The sequence below is a fragment of the Flavobacterium ovatum genome, assembly GCF_040703125.1.
In the GTDB taxonomy this organism is placed as follows: Bacteria; Bacteroidota; Bacteroidia; order Flavobacteriales; family Flavobacteriaceae; genus Flavobacterium; species Flavobacterium ovatum.
In genome coordinates this window covers 12,930-33,016 of sequence record NZ_CP160035.1, presented here as the reverse complement: position 1 = coordinate 33,016, position 20,087 = coordinate 12,930, and the positions used below count along the sequence as shown (strand labels likewise).

Annotated in this window: 14 protein-coding genes; 13 read left to right on the top strand and 1 reads right to left on the bottom strand. The window is 34.4% G+C overall.

Annotated elements, in window-relative coordinates; all coding sequences use genetic code 11:
* Nucleotides 1-23 precede the first annotated feature (23 nt).
* Together ABZP37_RS00130 and ABZP37_RS00125 are read left to right on the top strand one after the other, a co-directional pair.
* Nucleotides 24-326: a DUF3467 domain-containing protein gene (locus ABZP37_RS00130; RefSeq protein WP_366184644.1), complete on the top strand. Its 303-nt coding sequence runs from the start codon at nucleotides 24-26 to the stop codon at nucleotides 324-326.
* A 190-nt stretch (nucleotides 327-516) separates the two neighbouring features.
* A complete protein-coding gene (locus tag ABZP37_RS00125) occupies nucleotides 517-867 on the top strand; it encodes a hypothetical protein (protein ID WP_366184642.1) in 351 nt (116 codons plus the stop codon).
* Between the two features lie 385 nt (nucleotides 868-1,252).
* Here the strand turns inward: ABZP37_RS00125 and ABZP37_RS00120 are convergent, their stop codons facing one another.
* Nucleotides 1,253-2,842: a peptide chain release factor 3 gene (locus ABZP37_RS00120; RefSeq protein ID WP_366184640.1), complete on the bottom strand. Its 1,590-nt coding sequence runs from the start codon at nucleotides 2,840-2,842 to the stop codon at nucleotides 1,253-1,255.
* Between the two features lie 53 nt (nucleotides 2,843-2,895).
* Here ABZP37_RS00120 and ABZP37_RS00115 point away from each other — a divergent pair, with 53 nt between their 5' ends.
* From ABZP37_RS00115 to scpA, 11 genes are all read left to right on the top strand, one after another.
* On the top strand, nucleotides 2,896-3,045 hold the full coding sequence (locus ABZP37_RS00115) for a hypothetical protein (RefSeq protein WP_366184639.1): 150 nt from the start codon (nucleotides 2,896-2,898) through the stop codon (nucleotides 3,043-3,045).
* A 290-nt stretch (nucleotides 3,046-3,335) separates the two neighbouring features.
* On the top strand, nucleotides 3,336-4,748 hold the full coding sequence (locus ABZP37_RS00110) for a peptidylprolyl isomerase (protein ID WP_366184637.1): 1,413 nt from the start codon (nucleotides 3,336-3,338) through the stop codon (nucleotides 4,746-4,748).
* A gap of 78 nt (nucleotides 4,749-4,826) precedes the next feature.
* Complete coding sequence (locus tag ABZP37_RS00105) at nucleotides 4,827-5,780, top strand: MoxR family ATPase (RefSeq protein ID WP_366184636.1); 954 nt, start codon at nucleotides 4,827-4,829, stop codon at nucleotides 5,778-5,780.
* Nucleotides 5,781-6,120: 340 nt separating this feature from the next.
* A complete protein-coding gene (locus tag ABZP37_RS00100; protein ID WP_366184634.1) occupies nucleotides 6,121-8,892 on the top strand; it encodes a bifunctional aconitate hydratase 2/2-methylisocitrate dehydratase in 2,772 nt (923 codons plus the stop codon).
* A 109-nt stretch (nucleotides 8,893-9,001) separates the two neighbouring features.
* Nucleotides 9,002-11,263, top strand: coding sequence for an aconitate hydratase (locus tag ABZP37_RS00095; protein ID WP_366184633.1), 2,262 nt, complete (start codon nucleotides 9,002-9,004; stop codon nucleotides 11,261-11,263).
* Between the two features lie 252 nt (nucleotides 11,264-11,515).
* Entirely contained in the window at nucleotides 11,516-13,120 is a 1,605-nt protein-coding gene (locus ABZP37_RS00090) for a LysM peptidoglycan-binding domain-containing protein (RefSeq protein ID WP_366184631.1), read from the top strand.
* A 117-nt stretch (nucleotides 13,121-13,237) separates the two neighbouring features.
* The gene (gene udk, locus ABZP37_RS00085; protein WP_366184629.1) at nucleotides 13,238-13,846 is read left to right on the top strand and encodes a uridine kinase; all 609 of its coding nucleotides are present in this window, start codon (nucleotides 13,238-13,240) and stop codon (nucleotides 13,844-13,846) included.
* A gap of 105 nt (nucleotides 13,847-13,951) precedes the next feature.
* Entirely contained in the window at nucleotides 13,952-14,275 is a 324-nt protein-coding gene (locus tag ABZP37_RS00080) for a septum formation initiator family protein (RefSeq protein WP_366184628.1), read from the top strand.
* 64 nt (nucleotides 14,276-14,339) lie between these two features.
* A complete protein-coding gene (locus ABZP37_RS00075; protein ID WP_366184626.1) occupies nucleotides 14,340-15,704 on the top strand; it encodes a methylmalonyl-CoA mutase subunit beta in 1,365 nt (454 codons plus the stop codon).
* A gap of 305 nt (nucleotides 15,705-16,009) precedes the next feature.
* Nucleotides 16,010-17,650 (top strand): hypothetical protein, encoded by a 1,641-nt coding sequence (locus ABZP37_RS00070; protein ID WP_366184624.1) that lies wholly within the window; start codon nucleotides 16,010-16,012, stop codon nucleotides 17,648-17,650.
* Between the two features lie 250 nt (nucleotides 17,651-17,900).
* Nucleotides 17,901-20,033 carry a methylmalonyl-CoA mutase gene (scpA, locus tag ABZP37_RS00065; protein ID WP_366184622.1) on the top strand — a complete coding sequence of 711 codons (2,133 nt, stop codon included), beginning with the start codon at nucleotides 17,901-17,903 and terminating at the stop codon, nucleotides 20,031-20,033.
* The last annotated feature ends 54 nt before the right edge of the window (nucleotides 20,034-20,087 follow it).

Here is a 20,087-nt window from a genome sequence, read left to right as displayed (position 1 = left end):
TTTTAATTTTAAACCATTTCATTATGAAAGATCAACAGGAACAAATCAATATTGAATTGGACGAAAAAACCGCGGAAGGTATTTACTCCAATTTAGCGATTATCAATCACTCTTCTTCTGAGTTTGTTTTAGATTTTGTGAGTATCATGCCAGGTATTCCAAAAGCTAAAGTAAAATCAAGAATTGTATTGACTCCGCAACATGCTAAGCGATTGTTAAAAGCCATAGGTGAAAATATTCACCGTTTTGAAAGTGCTCATGGTGAAATTAAAGACACAGAGCAAGCTCCAATTCCACTTAATTTTGGTCCAGCTGGACAAGCATAATATTTTGAAAGACTCCATTAGGAGTCTTTTTTATTATAAATCATTTATTATTCATCATTAATGTTCCTTTATATTGTGTGTTAACGAGTTTATTTGTTGATAGTCGAATAAGTTTTTTATCTCCTTGTTGTTCCTGTAGCTTTGCTCTCAGATATAAGGATTGAATTATATCTCAATAAAAAAAAACACAATGACAACTACGACTGAACAGAAAAAATCAAGAAAATTCATAAGCAATATATTGGTGCTTTTAGTTTTTATGTTTTCTATGTCTGCTTTTAGCCAATCTGAAAAAGCTAATTTACTAACAGATGTTGCTGAACCTATTTCAAAATCAAGTCAAGTAAGTAGTTCCAAGTCTTCAAATATGGAATTCGTTTTATGGTTTATGGGGTCAAAACAAAATCCAAACACTATCATTTCAACAGAAGACAATACTAGTACTAGAAATCAAATCATAACTTCAGGATTGGCTCCCAATCGTTTGTTGATTAAAGCCTTCTTAAAGAAAGCTGTGAATTTTGAAAGCGCTATGGTTTAAGTTAAAAATATATAAAATAAGAAAGCCGTCTCAATACTAAATTTGAGACGGCTTTCTTATTTTATAAAAACGCTATTTATTCAAATTTCACAAAAAATAACAAGAAGTATATTTCGGGAGCAAACACAAAAGTAAGCGGTTAACCGTCAATTTTTTTGTAAAAGTTACGTTATGATTTCTATTTTCAATATGTTTTAATTGTATGTTGTTTTTTATAATAAATTTAGTAATCGCTTAAATAGTCAAGGTTGTTTTCTGTAAAATACTAATTCAAATTACTCTTTAAAATACGATAAAAAAAAATGACTAAAATCAATTGATTTTAGTCATTTGGTCTGCTTTTTTATTGACAAGAGAGTCAGATATGTAGTAATAGATACTAGTTTTATTCAAATTCCGAAGTAAAAAACAATTTTACAGATGGATATTTATTTTGAGTCATTTGAATTGTAAAATCCGAATCGGCTAAGAAAACCAATTGCCCATATTTATCTTTAGCTAAGAATTTTTGCTTGATACGTTTGAATTCCTTAAACTCATCGTTCTTAGCGTCATCTGGTTTTACCCAACATGCTTTGTGAACTGGGAAGTTCTCATACGTACATTTAGCGCCGTATTCGTGCTCTAGGCGGTATTGTATCACCTCGTATTGTAACGCACCAACAGTTCCAATGATTTTACGGTTATTCATCTCTAAAGTAAACAACTGTGCAACTCCTTCATCCATCAATTGGTCAACACCTTTGTCTAGCTGTTTTGCTTTCATTGGATCGGCATTATTGATGTATCTAAAATGTTCTGGAGAGAAACTTGGTATACCTTTAAAACTCATAATTTCGCCTTCGGTTAAAGTGTCACCAATTTTAAAATTCCCTGTGTCATGTAATCCTACAATGTCTCCTGGATACGAAATGTCAACAATCTCTTTTTTTTCCGCAAAAAATGCATTTGGACTAGAAAATTTTAAATTTTTCTTTTGTCTTACATGGTAGTACGGTTTGTTTCTTTCAAAAGTTCCCGAAACAATTTTAATAAATGCTAAACGGTCTCTATGCTTAGGATCCATATTAGCATGGATTTTAAAAACAAAACCACTTAATTTTTCCTCTTTGGGGTCTACCAAACGAGTTTCTGAATCTTTCGGTCTTGGTGATGGAGCAATCGCAACAAAGCAATCCAACAATTCACGAACACCAAAATTATTTAAAGCAGAGCCAAAAAATACAGGTTGTAGTTTTCCGTCTAAATAATCTTGACGATCAAATTTAGGGTACACCTCGTCTATCAATTCTAATTCTTCACGCAAAGTTGCAGCAGGTTTCTCACCAATGATTTTCTCCAATTCTGGATTTTGAACATCCGAGAAAGCAATTGTTTCCTCAATATTTTTACGGTTATCACCACTAAATATATTGATGTTTTTCTCCCAAATATTATAAATTCCTTGAAAGTCGTAACCCATTCCAATAGGGAAACTCAATGGAGTAACCGTCAAACCAAGTTTTTGTTCCACTTCGTCCATCAAGTCAAAAGCGTCTTTTCCTTCACGGTCCATTTTGTTAATGAAAACAATAATTGGAATATTTCGCATTCTACAAACCGAAACTAATTTTTCCGTTTGTTCCTCAACCCCTTTTGCAACGTCAATCACCACAATCACACTATCCACCGCAGTAAGCGTTCGAAAAGTATCTTCGGCAAAATCCTTGTGCCCTGGAGTATCCAGAATGTTGATTTTTTTATTTTGGTAGTTAAATGCCAATACAGAAGTTGATACCGAGATTCCTCTCTGACGCTCAATTTCCATAAAGTCACTCGTAGCTCCTTTTTTGATTTTATTATTTTTCACAGCACCCGCCTCTTGAATAGCACCTCCAAAAAGCAATAGCTTTTCTGTCAATGTTGTCTTACCAGCATCAGGATGCGATATAATTCCAAAAGTTCTTCTTTTTTGTATTTCTTCTAAAAAGCTCATATTTCATGTAAATGGATTGCAAAAGTACTATTTATAAATGCGATTTGAAAAAAATGCTCCATTCTTTTATTTCGCCTGTTTTATTGCTTTTTTTAGGAGCGGATCATTTTGTGTTTTCAATCAAGATTGCTCCTGCTGTCCGTTGTATCTCTTGTTCCGCTTTGGCTCCACAAGAGGATGCCACTACCATCACGGCTAGCTAGAATATTTATTGCTTTCAATGACTTATTTCAGTCTAAAAACAATAGCGTTGTAAATCGCTCGATAATATTTTGTTAATAGTAGTAGGTAAACTTGTTATATAGGTATGAATTGTTATTTTTGTTCGTTTATATTTCACAAATCAAATTGTGGAATTTTTATTTACTGATAGTTATACCTTATATTTGGGCGCATTAGTAAAGGAAGTCTTTTTGTGTTGAGAGTTTAAGAGGCAAACAAGAGGGGGATCCAAATTATAATAATTAAAATATACCAAATTAAAATCATTAGAATGAAGTTTATAAATAGTAAAGCTCTCTTGTTGTTTTTTGTAATGTTGTTTGCAAGTTTCGATACTAGCGCACAAGAAATCATTAAAGAGACAGAAGCTGTTGTAGCGAAAGCACCTGTAGCACTTGGAAGATATAAAATTGACGGTATTATTGCTACTGTAGGGGATTATATTATTTTAGATTCAGATATCGATAAGACATTCTTAGAGTTGTCTAGCCAAGGAAATTCAATTAAAGATATCACCAGATGTCAGATGCTGGGTAAACTATTAGAAGATAAACTATACGCACACCAAGCCATTCAAGATAGTATAAAGGTTACAGATGCAGAGGTGAAGGGAATGATGGAAGAACGTTTGAACTACATGGTAGAACAAATAGGTTCTATTGAGAAAGTAGTTGCCTATTATAAAAAAGAGTCAGTAGAAGACTTTAAAACCTATTTCTTTGATATTTTGAAGGAGAATAAATTGACTTCAGAAATGCAAAAGAAAATTGTAGACGCCGTGGAAATTACTCCAGAAGAAGTTCGTAATTTTTTCAAAAAAATACCAAAAGACGAATTACCTCTTTTTGGAGCTGAGATGGAAGTGGCGCAAATTGTTATAACGCCAAAAGTATCTGAAGCAGATAAACAAAAAGTAATCGATAAACTAAACGAGTTCAGAAAAGAAATACAATCAGGGGAGTCGAGTTTTGCTACCAAGGCAGTATTATATTCTCAAGACCCAGGATCAAGATCGAGTGGTGGCTTTTATAAAATGACTAGAAAAACGCCTTTTGTCAAGGAATTTAAAGACATTGCATTTGCTTTGCATGAAGGAGAGATTTCAGCTCCTTTTGAAACGGAATTTGGATTCCATATTATATATGTAGAAAAGATTAAAGGTCAAGAACTAGAATTACGCCATATTTTATTAGCGCCAACAGTGACTCAGGAGTCATTAAATGAAGCTAAAGAAAAAATAACTTTAATTAGAAAAAGAATAATAGACAAAGAAATTACTTTTGCAGATGCAGCAAGATCGACCTCTGATGAAAAAGAAACTAGAGCTAATGGAGGTACTTTAATTAATCCACAAACACAAGATACTCGTTTTGAATTGACAAAGATGGATCCTGCTTTGTATGGTCAAGTTTCAAGTTTAAAAGACAATGAGATTTCATTACCAATTGTTGATGAAGAAAAACAAGGAAAGAAAAAATACAAAATTATAACTGTAACCAATAGAATAAACGAGCACGTTGCGGATTATGCTAAAGATTATATCAAGGTAAAGGATTTAGCATTGAAAGAAAAGCAAATCAAGGCTATTGGGAAATGGTTTGATGAAAAGATAAAAGAAACGTACGTCAAGATACTAGTAGAGTATAGAGATTGTGAGTTTACAAACAATTGGGTGAAAAAATAATTTTTCAGAATAAGTAAAAAGAGTTAGTTTTATGTTTTAGTAATTCTAACTCTTTTTTAATTTAAAATATATTTGAAAATGTCTGATGTAGCTGCTATACACAATTTGGTTCAGAAACGAAATGAACTTAAACAAGAAATCGCAAAAGTAATTGTAGGACAAGATGAAGTAGTGGATCAAATTTTGATTTGTATTTTCTCAGGTGGTCACGCTTTACTAGTGGGGGTTCCTGGTTTGGCAAAAACATTGATGGTAAATACACTTTCTCGTGCATTAGGATTGGATTTTAAACGAATTCAATTTACGCCGGATTTGATGCCTTCAGATATTTTAGGGAGTGAAATATTAGATGAAAATAGACAGTTCAAATTTATAAAAGGACCTGTATTCTCGAATATCGTATTAGCAGACGAAATTAATAGAACGCCACCTAAAACTCAGGCAGCTTTGTTAGAGGCTATGCAGGAACGTTCTGTTACTATTGCAGGTCATAATTATAAATTGGCTTTGCCTTATTTCGTATTAGCAACACAAAACCCAATTGAGCAAGAAGGGACTTATCCTTTGCCAGAGGCGCAGTTAGATCGTTTTATGTTTGCCGTAAAGCTTGAATATCCTTCATTTCAAGAAGAAGTTGAAGTGGTGAAAAGAACAACTTCCGATGTTGTTAATGAAATTAGTCCTTTGTTCAGTTCGCAAGAGATAATTGATTTTCAACATTTAATTCGCCGTATTCCTGTGGCAGACAATGTGATTGAGTATGCTGTAACTTTAGTTGGTAAAACGAGACCCAAAAGTTCATTGGCAACAGAGTATGTAAATACTTATTTAGATTGGGGAGCTGGGCCACGTGCTTCTCAAAATTTAATTTTAGCGGCTAAAACTCATGCTGCTTTTCATGGTAAATTTTCTCCAGATATTGAAGATGTCAAAGCAGTTGCTGTTGGGATTTTACGTCACCGTATTATCAAGAATTATAAAGCCGATGCAGAGGGAATTACAGAAGAAATGATTATTGAAAAGTTAGTTTAATTTGTTATTGTTCGGTTTTTGGTATGTTTTAATTAGAATTCAGAAGGTGATTTGTCTTTTCATGTAACATTCTATTTCTACTTTGTTAGAAAAAAGAACTCTGATTATTGATTTTTCAAGAATATCCTTCAATTGGTGTTTATTTGATAATTTTACACACTCAAATCTTTTATTTTGCAATATTTTTGAGGTGAAAAAATCACATTAATTAATTTTTTTTAAATATCATCTTAAATAACTAAATTTGCGACACAAATAAATAAAAACAGCTAGATATTATGGCTTTTGATTTTGAAATAATCAAAAAAAATTAGCCTTTAACATTGAAAAGACTTCTATTATGAACATTTATAACGATTATCTTAACGAGATCGAAGAACGAAAAGGTCAGGGACTTAATCCAAAGCCGATTGATGGCGCTGAATTGCTAAGCGAAATCATTGCACAAATTAAAGATTTAGATAACGCAGACCGCGAAGATTCTCTTAAATTCTTTATTTATAATATTGTTCCAGGTACGACTCCTGCAGCTGCTGTGAAAGCTACCTTTTTAAAGGAAGTTATTCTAGGTGAATCTGTAGTGAAAGAAATTACTCCTGCTTTTGCATTTGAGTTATTATCACACATGAAGGGTGGTCCTTCAATAGAGGTTTTGCTTGATTTAGCTTTAGGTAATGATGCTGCAATTGCAACAGAAGCAGCTAAAGTGCTTAAAATGCAATTTTTCCTTTACGAAGCTGATACAGCTCGTTTAGAAGTTGCTTTTAATAATGGTAGTGAAATCGCAAAAGAAATTTTAGAGAGCTATGCTAAAGCTGAATTCTTTACAAAACTTCAAGAAGTAGTAGAGGAAATTAAGGTAGTTACCTATGTAGCTGGTGAAGGAGATATTTCAACTGATTTACTTTCTCCAGGAAACCAAGCACATTCAAGATCAGATCGTGAACTTCATGGTAAATGTTTGATTTCTCCTGAAGCACAAAACGAGATTCAAGCATTGCAAGCACAACATCCTGATAAAAGTGTGATGTTGATCGCTGAAAAAGGTACTATGGGTGTAGGTTCTTCAAGGATGTCAGGTGTGAACAACGTGGCACTTTGGACTGGGAAAAAAGCAAGTCCTTATGTTCCTTTCATTAATATTGCTCCAATTGTAGCAGGTACAAACGGAATTTCTCCAATTTTCTTGACTACTGTTGATGTTACTGGTGGTATTGGTCTTGACCTTAAAAACTGGGTAAAAGTACTTGATGAAAAAGGAAACGCTGTTCGTAATGAAAGTGGTGATGTGGTTTTAGAAGAAGCGTATTCTGTTGCTACTGGTACTGTTCTTACGATAAATACAAAAACTAAGAAATTATATAATGGGGAGAAAGAGCTGATAGATATTTCTAAAGCGTTCACTCCTCAAAAAATGGAATTTATAAAAGCGGGTGGATCATACGCTATTGTATTCGGTAAAAAATTGCAAACTTTTGCATCGAAAACGTTAGGTGTCGATATCGTTCCCGTATTTGCTCCTTCAAAAGAAGTTTCTATCGAAGGACAAGGGCTTACAGCGGTAGAAAAAATATTTAATAAAAATGCAGTTGGTAGTACTCCAGGTAAAGTTTTACACGCAGGTTCAGACGTACGTGTAGAGGTAAACATTGTAGGTTCCCAAGACACAACTGGTTTGATGACTTCTCAGGAATTAGAGTCTATGGCTGCTACTGTGATTTCACCAATTGTTGATGGTGCGTATCAATCAGGATGTCATACTGCTTCAGTTTGGGACAATAAATCTAAGGCAAATATCCCTAGATTGATGAAGTTTATGAACGATTTCGGTTTGATTACTGCTCGTGACCCAAAAGGAGAATATCTTGCAATGACTGATGTTATTCATAAAGTACTTAATGATATTACTGTTGATGAGTGGGCTATCATTATTGGTGGTGACTCTCATACAAGAATGTCAAAAGGGGTTGCTTTTGGGGCAGATTCAGGAACAGTTGCTCTTGCTCTTGCTACTGGTGAAGCTTCAATGCCAATTCCAGAATCAGTAAAAGTTACGTTCAAAGGAGATATGAAATCTTACATGGATTTCCGTGATGTGGTTCATGCTACTCAATCTCAAATGTTGAAACAATTTGGTGGCGAGAATGTGTTCCAAGGAAGAATCATTGAGGTTCACTTAGGTACCCTTACTGCTGATCAAGCATTTACTTTTACAGACTGGACTGCAGAGATGAAAGCAAAAGCTTCTATCTGTATCTCTGAGGATGAAACTTTGATCGAATCATTAATGATCGCTAAGAGAAGAATCCAGATCATGATTGATAAAGGTATGGATAATGCGAAACAAGTTCTTAAAGGATTGATTGCTATCGCTGATAAAAGAATCGCAGACATTAGATCTGGTGAAAAACCAGCTTTGACTCCAGACGCAAATGCGAAGTATTATGCCGAAGTTGAAATTGATCTTGACTTGGTTGAAGAGCCAATGATTGCAGATCCAGATGTGAATAATGCAGATGTTTCTAAAAGATACACACACGATACTATTAGACCACTTTCTTTTTACGGAGGAGTGAAAAAAGTAGACCTCGGTTTTGTTGGATCTTGTATGGTTCACAAAGGAGATTTGAAAATTCTTTCTCAAATGTTGAAGAATATCGATGAGCAATATGGTAAGGTTGAGTTTAAAGCACCGCTTGTGGTTGCGCCTCCAACTTATAATATCGTAGATGAATTGAAAGCGGAAGGAGACTGGGAAGTTTTACAAAAATACTCTGGTTTCGAATTTGACGATAATGCTCCAAAAGGAGTAGCGCGTACTGGATATGAAAATATTCTTTACCTTGAACGTCCAGGATGTAACTTATGTATGGGTAACCAAGAAAAAGCAGAAAAAGGGGATACCGTAATGGCGACTTCTACGCGTCTTTTTCAAGGAAGAGTTGTCGAAGACTCTGAAGGTAAAAAAGGAGAATCTTTGCTTTCGTCTACACCTGTTGTTGTATTGTCTACCATCTTAGGTAGAACGCCTACTATGGAGGAATATAAAGCAGCAGTAAAGGGTATCAATCTAACTCAATTTGCGCCATCTCATAAATTGTTAGTTATGTAATAACTAAAATTAGTTAATTATATCAAAAAGCCTGAGTCTAAGACTCAGGCTTTTTTTATTTTTTGTACCTTGTGGTATCTAACATACAATAATATAAATAACTTCACCTATGGCATTTGATATTGAAATGATAAAAAAAGTGTATGACAACATGACAAGTCGTGTTGATGCTGCACGTAAGATTGTTGGTCGTCCACTTACTTTAACGGAGAAGATTTTGTATAGCCACCTATGGGAGGGTGTAGCAAAAGAAGCTTACAAAAAAGGTGTTGATTATGTCGATTTTGCTCCGGATAGAGTGGCATGTCAAGACGCAACAGCACAAATGGCTTTATTGCAATTTATGCACGCTGGGAAGAAAACGGTTGCTGTTCCAACTACAGTACATTGTGATCACTTGATTTTAGCGAAAGTAGGTGCTGAAAAAGATTTAGCATTTGCGAAAAAACAATCAAGCGAAGTTTTTGATTTCTTATCATCTGTTTCAGATAAATACGGTATTGGTTTCTGGAAACCTGGATCAGGGATTATTCATCAAATCGTTTTGGAGAATTATGCTTTTCCAGGTGGAATGATGATTGGTACTGATTCACATACTGTAAATGCAGGTGGGTTAGGGATGTTAGCAATTGGTGTTGGTGGAGCTGATGCTGTTGATGTAATGTCAGGAATGGGGTGGGAGTTGAAATTCCCTAAATTAATAGGAGTGAAGTTAACTGGAAAACTATCTGGTTGGACGGCTCCAAAAGATGTTATTTTGAAAGTAGCTGATATTCTTACTGTAAAAGGTGGGACAGGTGCTATTGTGGAGTATTTTGGTGAAGGGGCTACCAATATGTCTTGTACTGGTAAAGGTACAATATGTAATATGGGTGCTGAAATTGGTGCTACAACTTCTACATTTGGTTACGATGATTCTATGAGAAGATATCTGGCAGCAACTGGTCGTCAAGATGTGGTAGATGCAGCTGATAAAGTAGCGTCTTACTTAACTGGTGATAACGAAGTGTATGCTAATCCAGAACAATATTTTGATCAAGTGATTGAAATTAATCTATCAGAATTAGAGCCACATATTAATGGGCCTTTTACTCCAGACAGAGGTACTCCAGTTTCTAAAATGAAAGCCGAGGCGAAAGCTAATGGATGGCCAATAAAAGTAGAGTGGGGATTAATAGGTTCATGTACCAACTCTTCTTACGAAGATATGGCTCGTGCTGTATCAATCGTGAATCAAGCTGTAGAACACGGTATTACTCCTAAAGCTGAATTTGGTGTTAACCCAGGTTCTGAGCAAATTCGTTACACTATCGAAAGAGACGGTATGATTGCTGCTTTTGAAAAATTGGGAACTAAAGTATTTACAAATGCTTGTGGGCCATGTATCGGGCAATGGGATAGAGATGGTGCTGATAAACAGGAGAAAAATACAATTGTACATTCATTCAATCGTAATTTCTCTAAAAGAGCCGATGGTAACCCAAATACACACGCTTTTGTGACTTCGCCTGAAATGGTTGCGGCTTTAGCAATTGCTGGAAGATTGGATTTTAATCCACTAACGGATACTTTGTTAAACGACAAGGGGGAAGAAGTGAAATTAACGGCTCCTTTTGGTGATGAATTGCCAAAAAGAGGATTCGATGTTGAGGATAATGGTTTTCAAGAACCTGCAGCTGATGGCTCGGGTGTTCAAATTGTAGTGAGCGAAACGTCAGATCGTTTGCAATTGTTAGCTCCTTTTGATGCATGGGATGGTAAAAATATAACAGGAGCTAAATTGCTTGTTAAAGCATATGGTAAATGTACGACTGATCATATTTCTATGGCAGGGCCGTGGTTGCGTTTCCGTGGACATTTAGATAATATTTCAAATAATATGTTGATTGGTGCTGTAAATGCATACACTCAAAAAACAAATTCGGTTAAAAATCAATTAACTGGTGAATATGATGCCGTTCCTGCTGTAGCTCGTGCGTACAAAGCAGCTGGTGTTCCTTCTGTAGTAGTTGGAGATCATAATTACGGGGAAGGTTCTTCTCGTGAGCATGCTGCAATGGAGCCTCGTTTCTTAGGTGTTAAAGCGGTATTGGTAAAATCATTTGCTCGTATCCATGAAACAAACCTTAAAAAACAAGGACTTCTTGGGTTGACCTTTGCAACTGAATCTGATTATGATAAAATCCAAGAAGATGATACCATTAACTTTTTAGATTTAGTTGACTTCGCACCTGGAAAAGCATTATCAGTTGAATTTGTTCATGCTGATGGAACAAAAGATATAATATTAGCAAATCATACTTACAACGCAGGACAAATTGGTTGGTATGTTGCTGGTTCAGCTTTGAATTTAATTGCTGCTGAAGCATAATCCATTTTAATTTATATTTCTAAAGCGCTCTGTGTGAATAGGGCGCTTTTTTTATTACAGATTTTGTTAAATTGCGTGTAAAGAGTTGTTAAAAAAAGTGCGATATTTGCAGGAATGGGTTAATTTTACGCTCTGAAAATAGTGTTAATTTATATTTTCTGGGGAAGTATAAATAATAAGCTAAAGTTTTATTTAAAACGATTTTTTTTGGTCTTGTACTTATCTCTGGTTTAAAAAATAATAATGAATTGTATGAAGGGTTATAGTTATTTATTAGTTACGGTTTTATTGTTTTGTTTTACAGCTTTTTCTCAGCAAAAAACTACTGAACATATCGTTTCTAAAGGAGAAACTATTTCTAAGATTGCCGATTTGTATAATATAAAAGCTAAGGATATTTACGAACTCAATCCTACGGCCAAAAAAGGGATAAAATTCAATGCTAAGTTGATCATTCCTGTAGCAACTCCAATTACACCCCAAGAGATTTTTCACGAGGTTTTGGCAAAAGAAACCGTTTATGGTATTTCAAAAGAATATGGTGTTACGGTTGATGATTTATACAAATCCAATCCAACCATAGTAGAGTTAGGGCTTAAAATAGGACAAAAAATAAGTATTTTTGGTGGTTCTAAATCCAATAAAGCAAATTCAAAATTGGAGGCTACTACCGAAAAAGTGATTGCCGAAGGAATTGATTACGAAGTTTTACCCAAACAGACTAAATATAATATAGCCAAAGAACACGGGATTTCTGTTACTCTTTTGGATAATGCTAATCCAATTTTACAAACTGAGGAATTGAAAAGTGGGCAGAAAATTATTATTCCGGTTAAGAAATATATTCCTGAAACAGTAGAACAATCAGCAATAGTTGTTGAAAGTAATGATATTGTATTAAAAACAAATGCGGAAACCGATAAGGTTGAAACTTCAATTGTAACGATTGAAAATGTTTCTCATGAATCAATTACAATCGTACATGAAGTTTTGCCTAAAGAAACAAAATATGCGATAGCAAGAGAACATGGAATCACGGTAGCAGATTTAGATAAAGCCAATCCAATCTTGGAATCAGAAGCATTAAAGATCGGTCAAAAAATCATTATTCCAGTTTTGGAATTAGACAATAGTATTAAAGGTCAAGTGGTTTCAAAAGTTGAAAATTTGGATCTCAAAAAAGTTGTTGTAAATACAGATAAAGAGGTTGTAATAAAACCTGCTGTTGGTGTGAATAAGATTGAGGAGGTAGAGTTAACGCATAAAGTGTTGTCTAAGGAAACTAAATATGGTATTGCTAAAGAATTTGGAATTACTGTAAAAGAATTAGAGAGACAAAATCCGAAGGTGTCAAAACAACTTAAGGTTGGTTCATTATTAAGTATTAGAAAACCGAAAGTGATAAATCCTACTGTAGAAATTAAACAAGAATTGGTCATTGTTGAAGAAGATTTAGAGTCGAAATCAATACATGATGAAGCATTTGTAGATCAACTTATTTTTACTGCTTCTGAAAATATTGGTACTCGCTACCGTATAGGAGGTACTACAAAAGATGGTTTTGATTGTTCAGGATTAATGTGCACTACTTTTGGTACTTATGATTTGCAATTACCAAGAACTTCATTGGAACAATCACAGTATGGTTTAGTTTTAGAGGTGGGTAAAGCTCAAAAAGGAGATTTAATTTTCTTTAAAACAAGAGGGAGAAGTCAGATTAATCATGTTGGAATGGTGGTAGAAGTAGGGGATGGTGATGTTAAGTTTATTCATGCTTCTAATTCAGGTGTTATTATCTCCTCTATAAAGGAAAGTTATTATTCTAAAAGAGTGGTTCAGGTTAATAGAGTGTTGTAGTTATTCCCTAACTTTAAAACACGTATTAACTTACATATTGATTTATTTAATCAGAAAACAAAAATCACTCCCAATTAAATCCTTATTTTTGTCAGTCTTACTAATAAAAAATAATCTATGCTAATTATAGGTATTGCAGGAGGTACAGGAAGCGGGAAAACTACCGTTGTACATCAGATTGTAAATGAATTACCAGAAACAGAAGTCGGTGTCCTTTCACAAGACTCATATTACAATGACACCCGTCTTTTGAGTTACGAAGAGCGTACTGCGATTAATTTTGATCATCCTAGAGCCATAGATTTTGAACTTTTGATTCGTCATTTAAAGGATTTAAAGTCAGGGAAAACCATTCGTCAGCCCATATATTCTTTTGTGACTCATAATAGAACTGAAGAGTATATAATTACACACCCAAGAAAAGTATTCATTGTTGAAGGGATTTTGATTTTTACTAATCCAGAATTACGGGATTTATTTGATGTAAAAATATTTGTTCATGCGGATGCGGATGAGCGATTAATTAGAAGATTGAAAAGAGATATTTCTGAGCGAGGTAGAGATATGAATGAAGTTTTGAACCGCTATCAAACTACACTAAAACCAATGCATCAGGAGTTTATCGAGCCAACCAAGGCTTTTGCAGACATTATTATTCCAAATGACAAACCTAACAGCGTAGCTATTGAGGTAGTTCGTGCCTTAATAAATCAAAAATTGCTTTAATTTATTGTAATTTTATAACCACTAAAAGTATTTTACTGGTTTTTGAAGTCACTTCAATGTCGGGCTTATTTAAATAAAATCATTAATTTTTATACTATTCTCATAATGGCTAATCCTTATAAAGATAAATCTTGGTTTAAATTCCTGAGTAATAAGTACATGTGGGTGCTCTTGTTCTTTATTGGGTGGATGTTTTTCTTGGATAATTATTCCTTTTTTGATCATCGAATTTTAGATAATCAAGTTGATGAATTAGAAGAAAATAAAACCTATTATCAAGAAGAAATTACGAAAGATGAAAAGCAAATCAAAATGCTTCAAAATTCTGAGCAAATCGAGAAGTATGCCCGTGAAAAATACTTTATGAAAAAAGACAGTGAAGATATTTATATCATCGAGTTTGAAGGGGATACTATTTCAAAAAAATAACCTAAATAGATTTTAGTATTAAATTGCTTAACTCCAATACGGTTTTAATTGTAAACAAAAAGTCATGACAACTCCACTATTTGATGAATTTGATCCAGTTTCTTCCAAGTTATGGAAACAAAAAATCCAATTTGAATTAGATGGTGCGGATTATAATGATACTATGATATGGAATTCACCCGAAGATATCAAAGTAAAGCCTTTTTATCATAGTGATGAATTAGCAAGGAAATATTCTCTTACGACCAACGCTTCGACTTTTTCAATTTGCCAAAATATCTTTGTTTACGATGTAGATAAATCTATTGAAAGAGCCTTAGATACCTTAAATCGTGGAGCTGAAAGTTTACGATTTACAATTGAAAATGAAACTATTGATTTTGATAAACTACTCAGTAGTTTGCCGCTTGAGGGTTTGGTTCTCTATTTTAATTTTAGTTTTTTCTCTATCAATTGTATTCAAAGAATTGAAACTATTGTTCAAGACAGAAATGCAACCCTTTATTATAATGTAGATCCAATTGGGCAATTAGCCAAAGATGGAAACTGGTTTTCAACTCCAGATAAAACCAATTTTGATAGCTTAAATACGATTTCAAAAATTAGTTCGAAAAATGCATTTTTGAGTATTGATATGAGTTTGTACCAAAATGCAGGAGCTAATATGGTGCAACAGCTGGCGTATGGTTTAGGGCATGTCAACGAATATTTCAATAGAATTCCAAAAATAGATTCCAAAATTGTATTCGAAATTTCCGTAGGAACTAATTACTTTTTTGAGATCGCCAAATTGCGTGCTTTTCGAATTTTATTCAAAGCCTTGGCTACAGAATACAACTATAATCACGATTGTCATATACTAGTTACGCCTACCAAACGCAATAAGAGCATTTACGGGTACAATGTAAATATGTTGCGTACCACGACCGAATGTATGTCGGCAATCCTTGGCGGAGCAGATAGTGTTGCCAATCTTCCTTACGACTCCGTTTACCATAAAGACAACGAATTTGGAGATAGAATTTCCCGTAACCAATTACTGGTTTTAAAAGAAGAAAGCCATCTCGACAAAGTAAATAATCCAGCCGACGGTAGTTATTATATCGAAAGTTTGACACAACAATTGGCAGATAAAGCCCTTGCGCTTTTCAAGGAAATGGAAACTAGAGGTGGTTTTTTAAAATTACTAAATGAAGGCGTAATCAAAAATAAAATCCAAATCAGTGCCGACAAAGAGCAACACTTGTTTGACACTAAGGCAGATCCACTGATAGGTACTACCAAACACGCCAGCCGAGAAGATTTAATGAAAGCCGAATTAGAGTTATTTCCTTTTGTCAAAATAAATCCTCGCAAAACACTAATCACGCCCATCATTGAGAAACGTTTGGCAGATCAATTGGATCAAGATCGTTTGGCGACCGAGTAATTCTTTTTTTTAGAAGTAGAACATTCTTTGTTTTTGGTGAATATTGTTTTCCGCTTTCCGTTACAATCTTATGGAGGAAAAACCAAAGCCCCCACAAGGATTCCCCTTCAAATGAAGTTCACTGAACACTGATTAAAAATAAATGTTAGGTGAAGTAATCGTGGACAAAGAGGTAATGTTGTTTTGTATCTGTTAACTTTCTTAAATGCATAACAGGAACCAGTTGGTTCAATAATGATTAGTGAATTTACCAACGGGTAACAAATTATAATCTTTATTGATATAGATATATAAAAGGAACTATCATGAAAATTATATTTATCTCAAAAAAAATAGTTATTGCATCGGTTGTGTTTATTACCAATCTGAATTATGCTCAGAATAATAGTGAAACAAGTGTACAAGAAAAGGTCGTTGCTTATCAAGAAACAATTTCTAAAACATCGATAAGTAATAAGGAAAAGTATTTAATACCATTTAGTAAAGTAGAAAACACACCGATTTTAGTTGCAAATAGATCAAATAAATATTTGGCAAGTCACCTAGATGATAAAGTGAAAATTGCATTTGTGATTGGTCAAGGAAGAATCAATAATGAATACAAACAAAATTTATATTCTCAAAACACTTCAGATTTTACTACTACGGTTACTTTGCCAATACTAAGGGGTAAACATATAAATCTGGCGCTTAATGTAAAGGCTCAATATGGTTTTTCGAATAGTAATTTTCAATTTGAAACCCCAGATTCATTCGAAATCAATAATTTCTCTGTAAGTTCAGTGGGATTAACGGAAGAATCAACTGGTATTGAAAAAGTAAATTTCTCTACTGGTCCAGAAATACAATTCAAAATCCATAATAAATTGTTAGTGTCAACTGGCATTAATATTGGTTATTTGTCTTTTACACAAAATGCAATTGTTGCTGTGCAAAAGAATGTTGATGCTGACAATAATATAAGTGAATATACATTATTTGAACAGCCTAGAACCAATTTAAAAGGATTTAGTATTGAGCCTAACCTGAACGTAATGTATATGTTTTCAAGGCAAATTGGGGTTGTGTTAAATACGGGTTATAGTATTGGACCAAAAGGAAAAACAGTTACAAGTACTTTAATTCCTAATGGAAAACCACAAAAAGGAATTTATGATTTAAAACAACTAGAGTCCGCAACTTATGCCGCTTCAACTATAGATCTAGATGCATTAAAAGCGATAAATATTGGAGTTGGACTTGTATTTGTTTTAAATCCCAATCCAGAACCAGCAAAGGCAAATATACACACTTCGAGAAGTAATATTAAGCAACAAATTTCAACTGGAACGCCAACTGATAGTATTGGGAATCCAGAACCAGCAAAGGCAAATATACACACTTCGAGAAGTAATATTAAGCAACAAATTTCAACTGGAACGCCAACTGATAGTATTGGGAATCCAGAACCAGCAAAGGTAAATATACACACATCGAGAAGTAATATTAAGCAACAAATTTCAACAGGGACGCCAACTGATAGTATTGGGAATTCAGAACCAGCAAAGGAAAATATACACACATCGAGAAGTAATATTAAGCAACAAATTTCAACTGGAACGCCAACTGATAGTATTGGGAATCCAGAACCAGCAAAGGCAAATATACACACATCGAGAAGTAATATTAAGCAACAAATTTCAACTGGAACGCCAACTGATAGTATTGGGAATCCAGAACCAGCAAAGGCAAATATACACACATCGAGAAGTAATATTAAGCAACAAATTTCAACAGGGACGCCAACTGATAGTATTGGGAATCCAGAACCAGCAAAGGCAAATATACACACATCGAGAAGTAATATTAAGCAACAAATTTCAACAGGGACGCCAACTGATAGTATTGGGAATCCAGAACCAGCAAAGGCAAATATACACACATCGAGAAGTAATATCAAACAATAAATAGCAACACAAAACTCCAAGTACTAATATTTCTGTTTTTAAAATAATATAGATGTAATTAAGCTTGGACTTTGTTATTATGTATGAATATGCAAAATAAGACATCACTACAAATTGATATTAATCTTAGAGTGTAAAAGGGTTTTGAATGGGATAAATACAAAATTAAATAGTAGAATTTGATTTAAACTTTTAAAAGGAATACCTTTGAATTAGACGGGGTGAACCTTTGATTTAATCTGTTTTTGGTATGAGAAGAAAAGACATTCAACATATTACACTTAGTGATTCAACCTTAAAAGTTGAAGTAGCATATTCGAAGGCTCCTTTTGTGACTTCGGAAGGAATTGCTATTGCTGCCAGTTACTCAGAAAATGATGTCGCTAATTTGGAGCATTTAGATTTTGGAGCCGGTTTTCCGCCTTATTTGCGTGGGCCTTATTCTACCATGTATGTATCCAAACCTTGGACCATTCGACAATATGCTGGTTTTTCTACAGCCGAAGAAAGCAATGAATTCTATAAAAAAAATCTAGCAGCTGGTCAAAAAGGATTATCAATAGCCTTTGATCTACCTACTCACAGAGGTTATGATTCCGATCATGAACGAGTAACAGGAGATGTTGGCAAAGCAGGAGTAGCCATCGACTCAGTTGATGATATGAAACGATTGTTCGATGGAATTCCTTTGGATGAAATATCAGTTTCTATGACTATGAATGGTGCTGTTTTACCCATTATGGCTTTTTATATAGTTGCCGCCGAAGAACAAGGAATTAGTCCTGAACAATTATTAGGAACAATCCAAAATGATATTTTGAAGGAGTTTATGGTGCGCAATACCTATATCTACCCACCAAAAGCTTCGATGAAAATTGTATCCGATATTTTTCAATATACGCATAACAAAATGCCGAAGTTTCATTCTATTTCCATTTCGGGCTATCACATGCAAGAAGCCGGAGCGACGGCTGATATTGAGCTAGCCTATACATTAGCTGATGGATTGGAGTATATTCGAACAGGATTGGCAACCGGAATGAAAATTGATGATTTTGCACCCAATTTGTCCTTTTTCTGGGCAATTGGAATGAATCATTTTATGGAAGTTGCTAAATTACGTGCCGCTCGTATGTTGTGGGCTAAGTTGGTTAAACAATTTGAACCTCAAAATCCAAAGTCGATGGTGTTGCGCACGCATTGCCAAACGAGCGGATGGAGTTTAACAGAGCAAGATCCTTTTAATAATGTGGCAAGAACTTGTATCGAAGCAGCAGCAGCTATTTTTGGAGGAACTCAATCTTTACATACCAATGCCTTAGACGAAGCGATTGCTTTACCAACCAATTTTTCGGCTCGAATAGCTAGAAATACGCAATTGTACTTGAGAGAAGAAACCAAAATCACAAAAACGGTTGATCCCTGGGGTGGAAGTTACTACGTAGAAAGTTTGACCAATGAACTCGCCCAAAAAGCTTGGAAATTGATTGAAGAGGTAGAAATGTTGGGTGGAATGACAAAAGCAATCGAAACTGGTATTCCGAAACTACGTATCGAAGAAGCTTCTGCACGAAAACAAGCAAAGATTGATAACAATCAAGAAACCATTATAGGAGTCAATAAATACCGTTTAGAAAAAGAAGAAAGGTTATTAATTCGTGATATAGACAATCATAAAGTCTTGTGTCAGCAGTTGGAGCAACTAGAAGTCTTGAAAGCAACTAGAAATGTTGTTCTAGTACAAGAATCTTTAGGTAAGATTACTCGTTGTGCGCAAAGTCAGCAAGGCAATCTTTTGGAATTAAGTATTGAAGCAGCTAGAAATAGAGCAACTTTGGGTGAAATTAGTTTGGCTCTTGAAAAAGTATATGGTCGTTATGTAGCCAAAGTAAAATCGATAACGGGCGTTTACGCACAGAATATTCAAGATAATCCAGCTTTTGAAAAAGCAAAAAAATTAGTGCAGAAATTTACAGAAACCAAAGGTGTAGCTCCTAGAATTATGATTGCCAAAATGGGGCAAGATGGTCATGATCGTGGTGCAAAAGTAGTAGCAAGCGCTTATGCTGATTTGGGTTTTGAGGTTTTTATTAGTCCGCTTTTTCAAACTCCCCTTGAAGTTGCGCAACAAGCGATAGCACATGAAGTACATGTTTTGGGAATGTCATCGATGACTGCAGGTCATAAGACATTAGTACCACAAGTAATAAATGCTCTTGGAGAAAAAGCTAAAAGCGAAATTCAAGTCGTTGTTGGTGGAGTAGTACCTCCTCAAGATTATGAATTTTTGATTGAAGCTGGCGTTTTTGCAGTTTTTGGTCCAGGAACTGCGATTGGTGAAACTGCGATTGTAATATTAGAATCTTTACTACAAGAGAAATAATATGTATTAGTAGGATGAAAAAAAATGCGATGTTTCCTTTAAGGATACATCGCA

Excerpts from the sequence above, each read along its gene's own strand:
- ABZP37_RS00075 (WP_366184626.1), top strand. The coding sequence starts at position 14,340 with ATGACAACTCCACTATTTGATGAATTTGATCCAGTTTCTTCCAAGTTA.
- ABZP37_RS00095 (WP_366184633.1), top strand. The coding sequence starts at position 9,002 with ATGGCATTTGATATTGAAATGATAAAAAAAGTGTATGACAACATGACA.
- ABZP37_RS00100 (WP_366184634.1), top strand. The coding sequence starts at position 6,121 with ATGAACATTTATAACGATTATCTTAACGAGATCGAAGAACGAAAAGGT.
- ABZP37_RS00070 (WP_366184624.1), top strand. The coding sequence starts at position 16,010 with ATGAAAATTATATTTATCTCAAAAAAAATAGTTATTGCATCGGTTGTG.
- udk (WP_366184629.1), top strand. The coding sequence starts at position 13,238 with ATGCTAATTATAGGTATTGCAGGAGGTACAGGAAGCGGGAAAACTACC.
- ABZP37_RS00110 (WP_366184637.1), top strand. The coding sequence starts at position 3,336 with ATGAAGTTTATAAATAGTAAAGCTCTCTTGTTGTTTTTTGTAATGTTG.
- scpA (WP_366184622.1), top strand. The coding sequence starts at position 17,901 with ATGAGAAGAAAAGACATTCAACATATTACACTTAGTGATTCAACCTTA.
- ABZP37_RS00120 (WP_366184640.1), bottom strand. The coding sequence starts at position 2,842 with ATGAGCTTTTTAGAAGAAATACAAAAAAGAAGAACTTTTGGAATTATA.
- ABZP37_RS00115 (WP_366184639.1), top strand. The coding sequence starts at position 2,896 with ATGCTCCATTCTTTTATTTCGCCTGTTTTATTGCTTTTTTTAGGAGCG.
- ABZP37_RS00130 (WP_366184644.1), top strand. The coding sequence starts at position 24 with ATGAAAGATCAACAGGAACAAATCAATATTGAATTGGACGAAAAAACC.
- ABZP37_RS00090 (WP_366184631.1), top strand. The coding sequence starts at position 11,516 with ATGAAGGGTTATAGTTATTTATTAGTTACGGTTTTATTGTTTTGTTTT.
- ABZP37_RS00105 (WP_366184636.1), top strand. The coding sequence starts at position 4,827 with ATGTCTGATGTAGCTGCTATACACAATTTGGTTCAGAAACGAAATGAA.
- ABZP37_RS00080 (WP_366184628.1), top strand. The coding sequence starts at position 13,952 with ATGGCTAATCCTTATAAAGATAAATCTTGGTTTAAATTCCTGAGTAAT.
- ABZP37_RS00125 (WP_366184642.1), top strand. The coding sequence starts at position 517 with ATGACAACTACGACTGAACAGAAAAAATCAAGAAAATTCATAAGCAAT.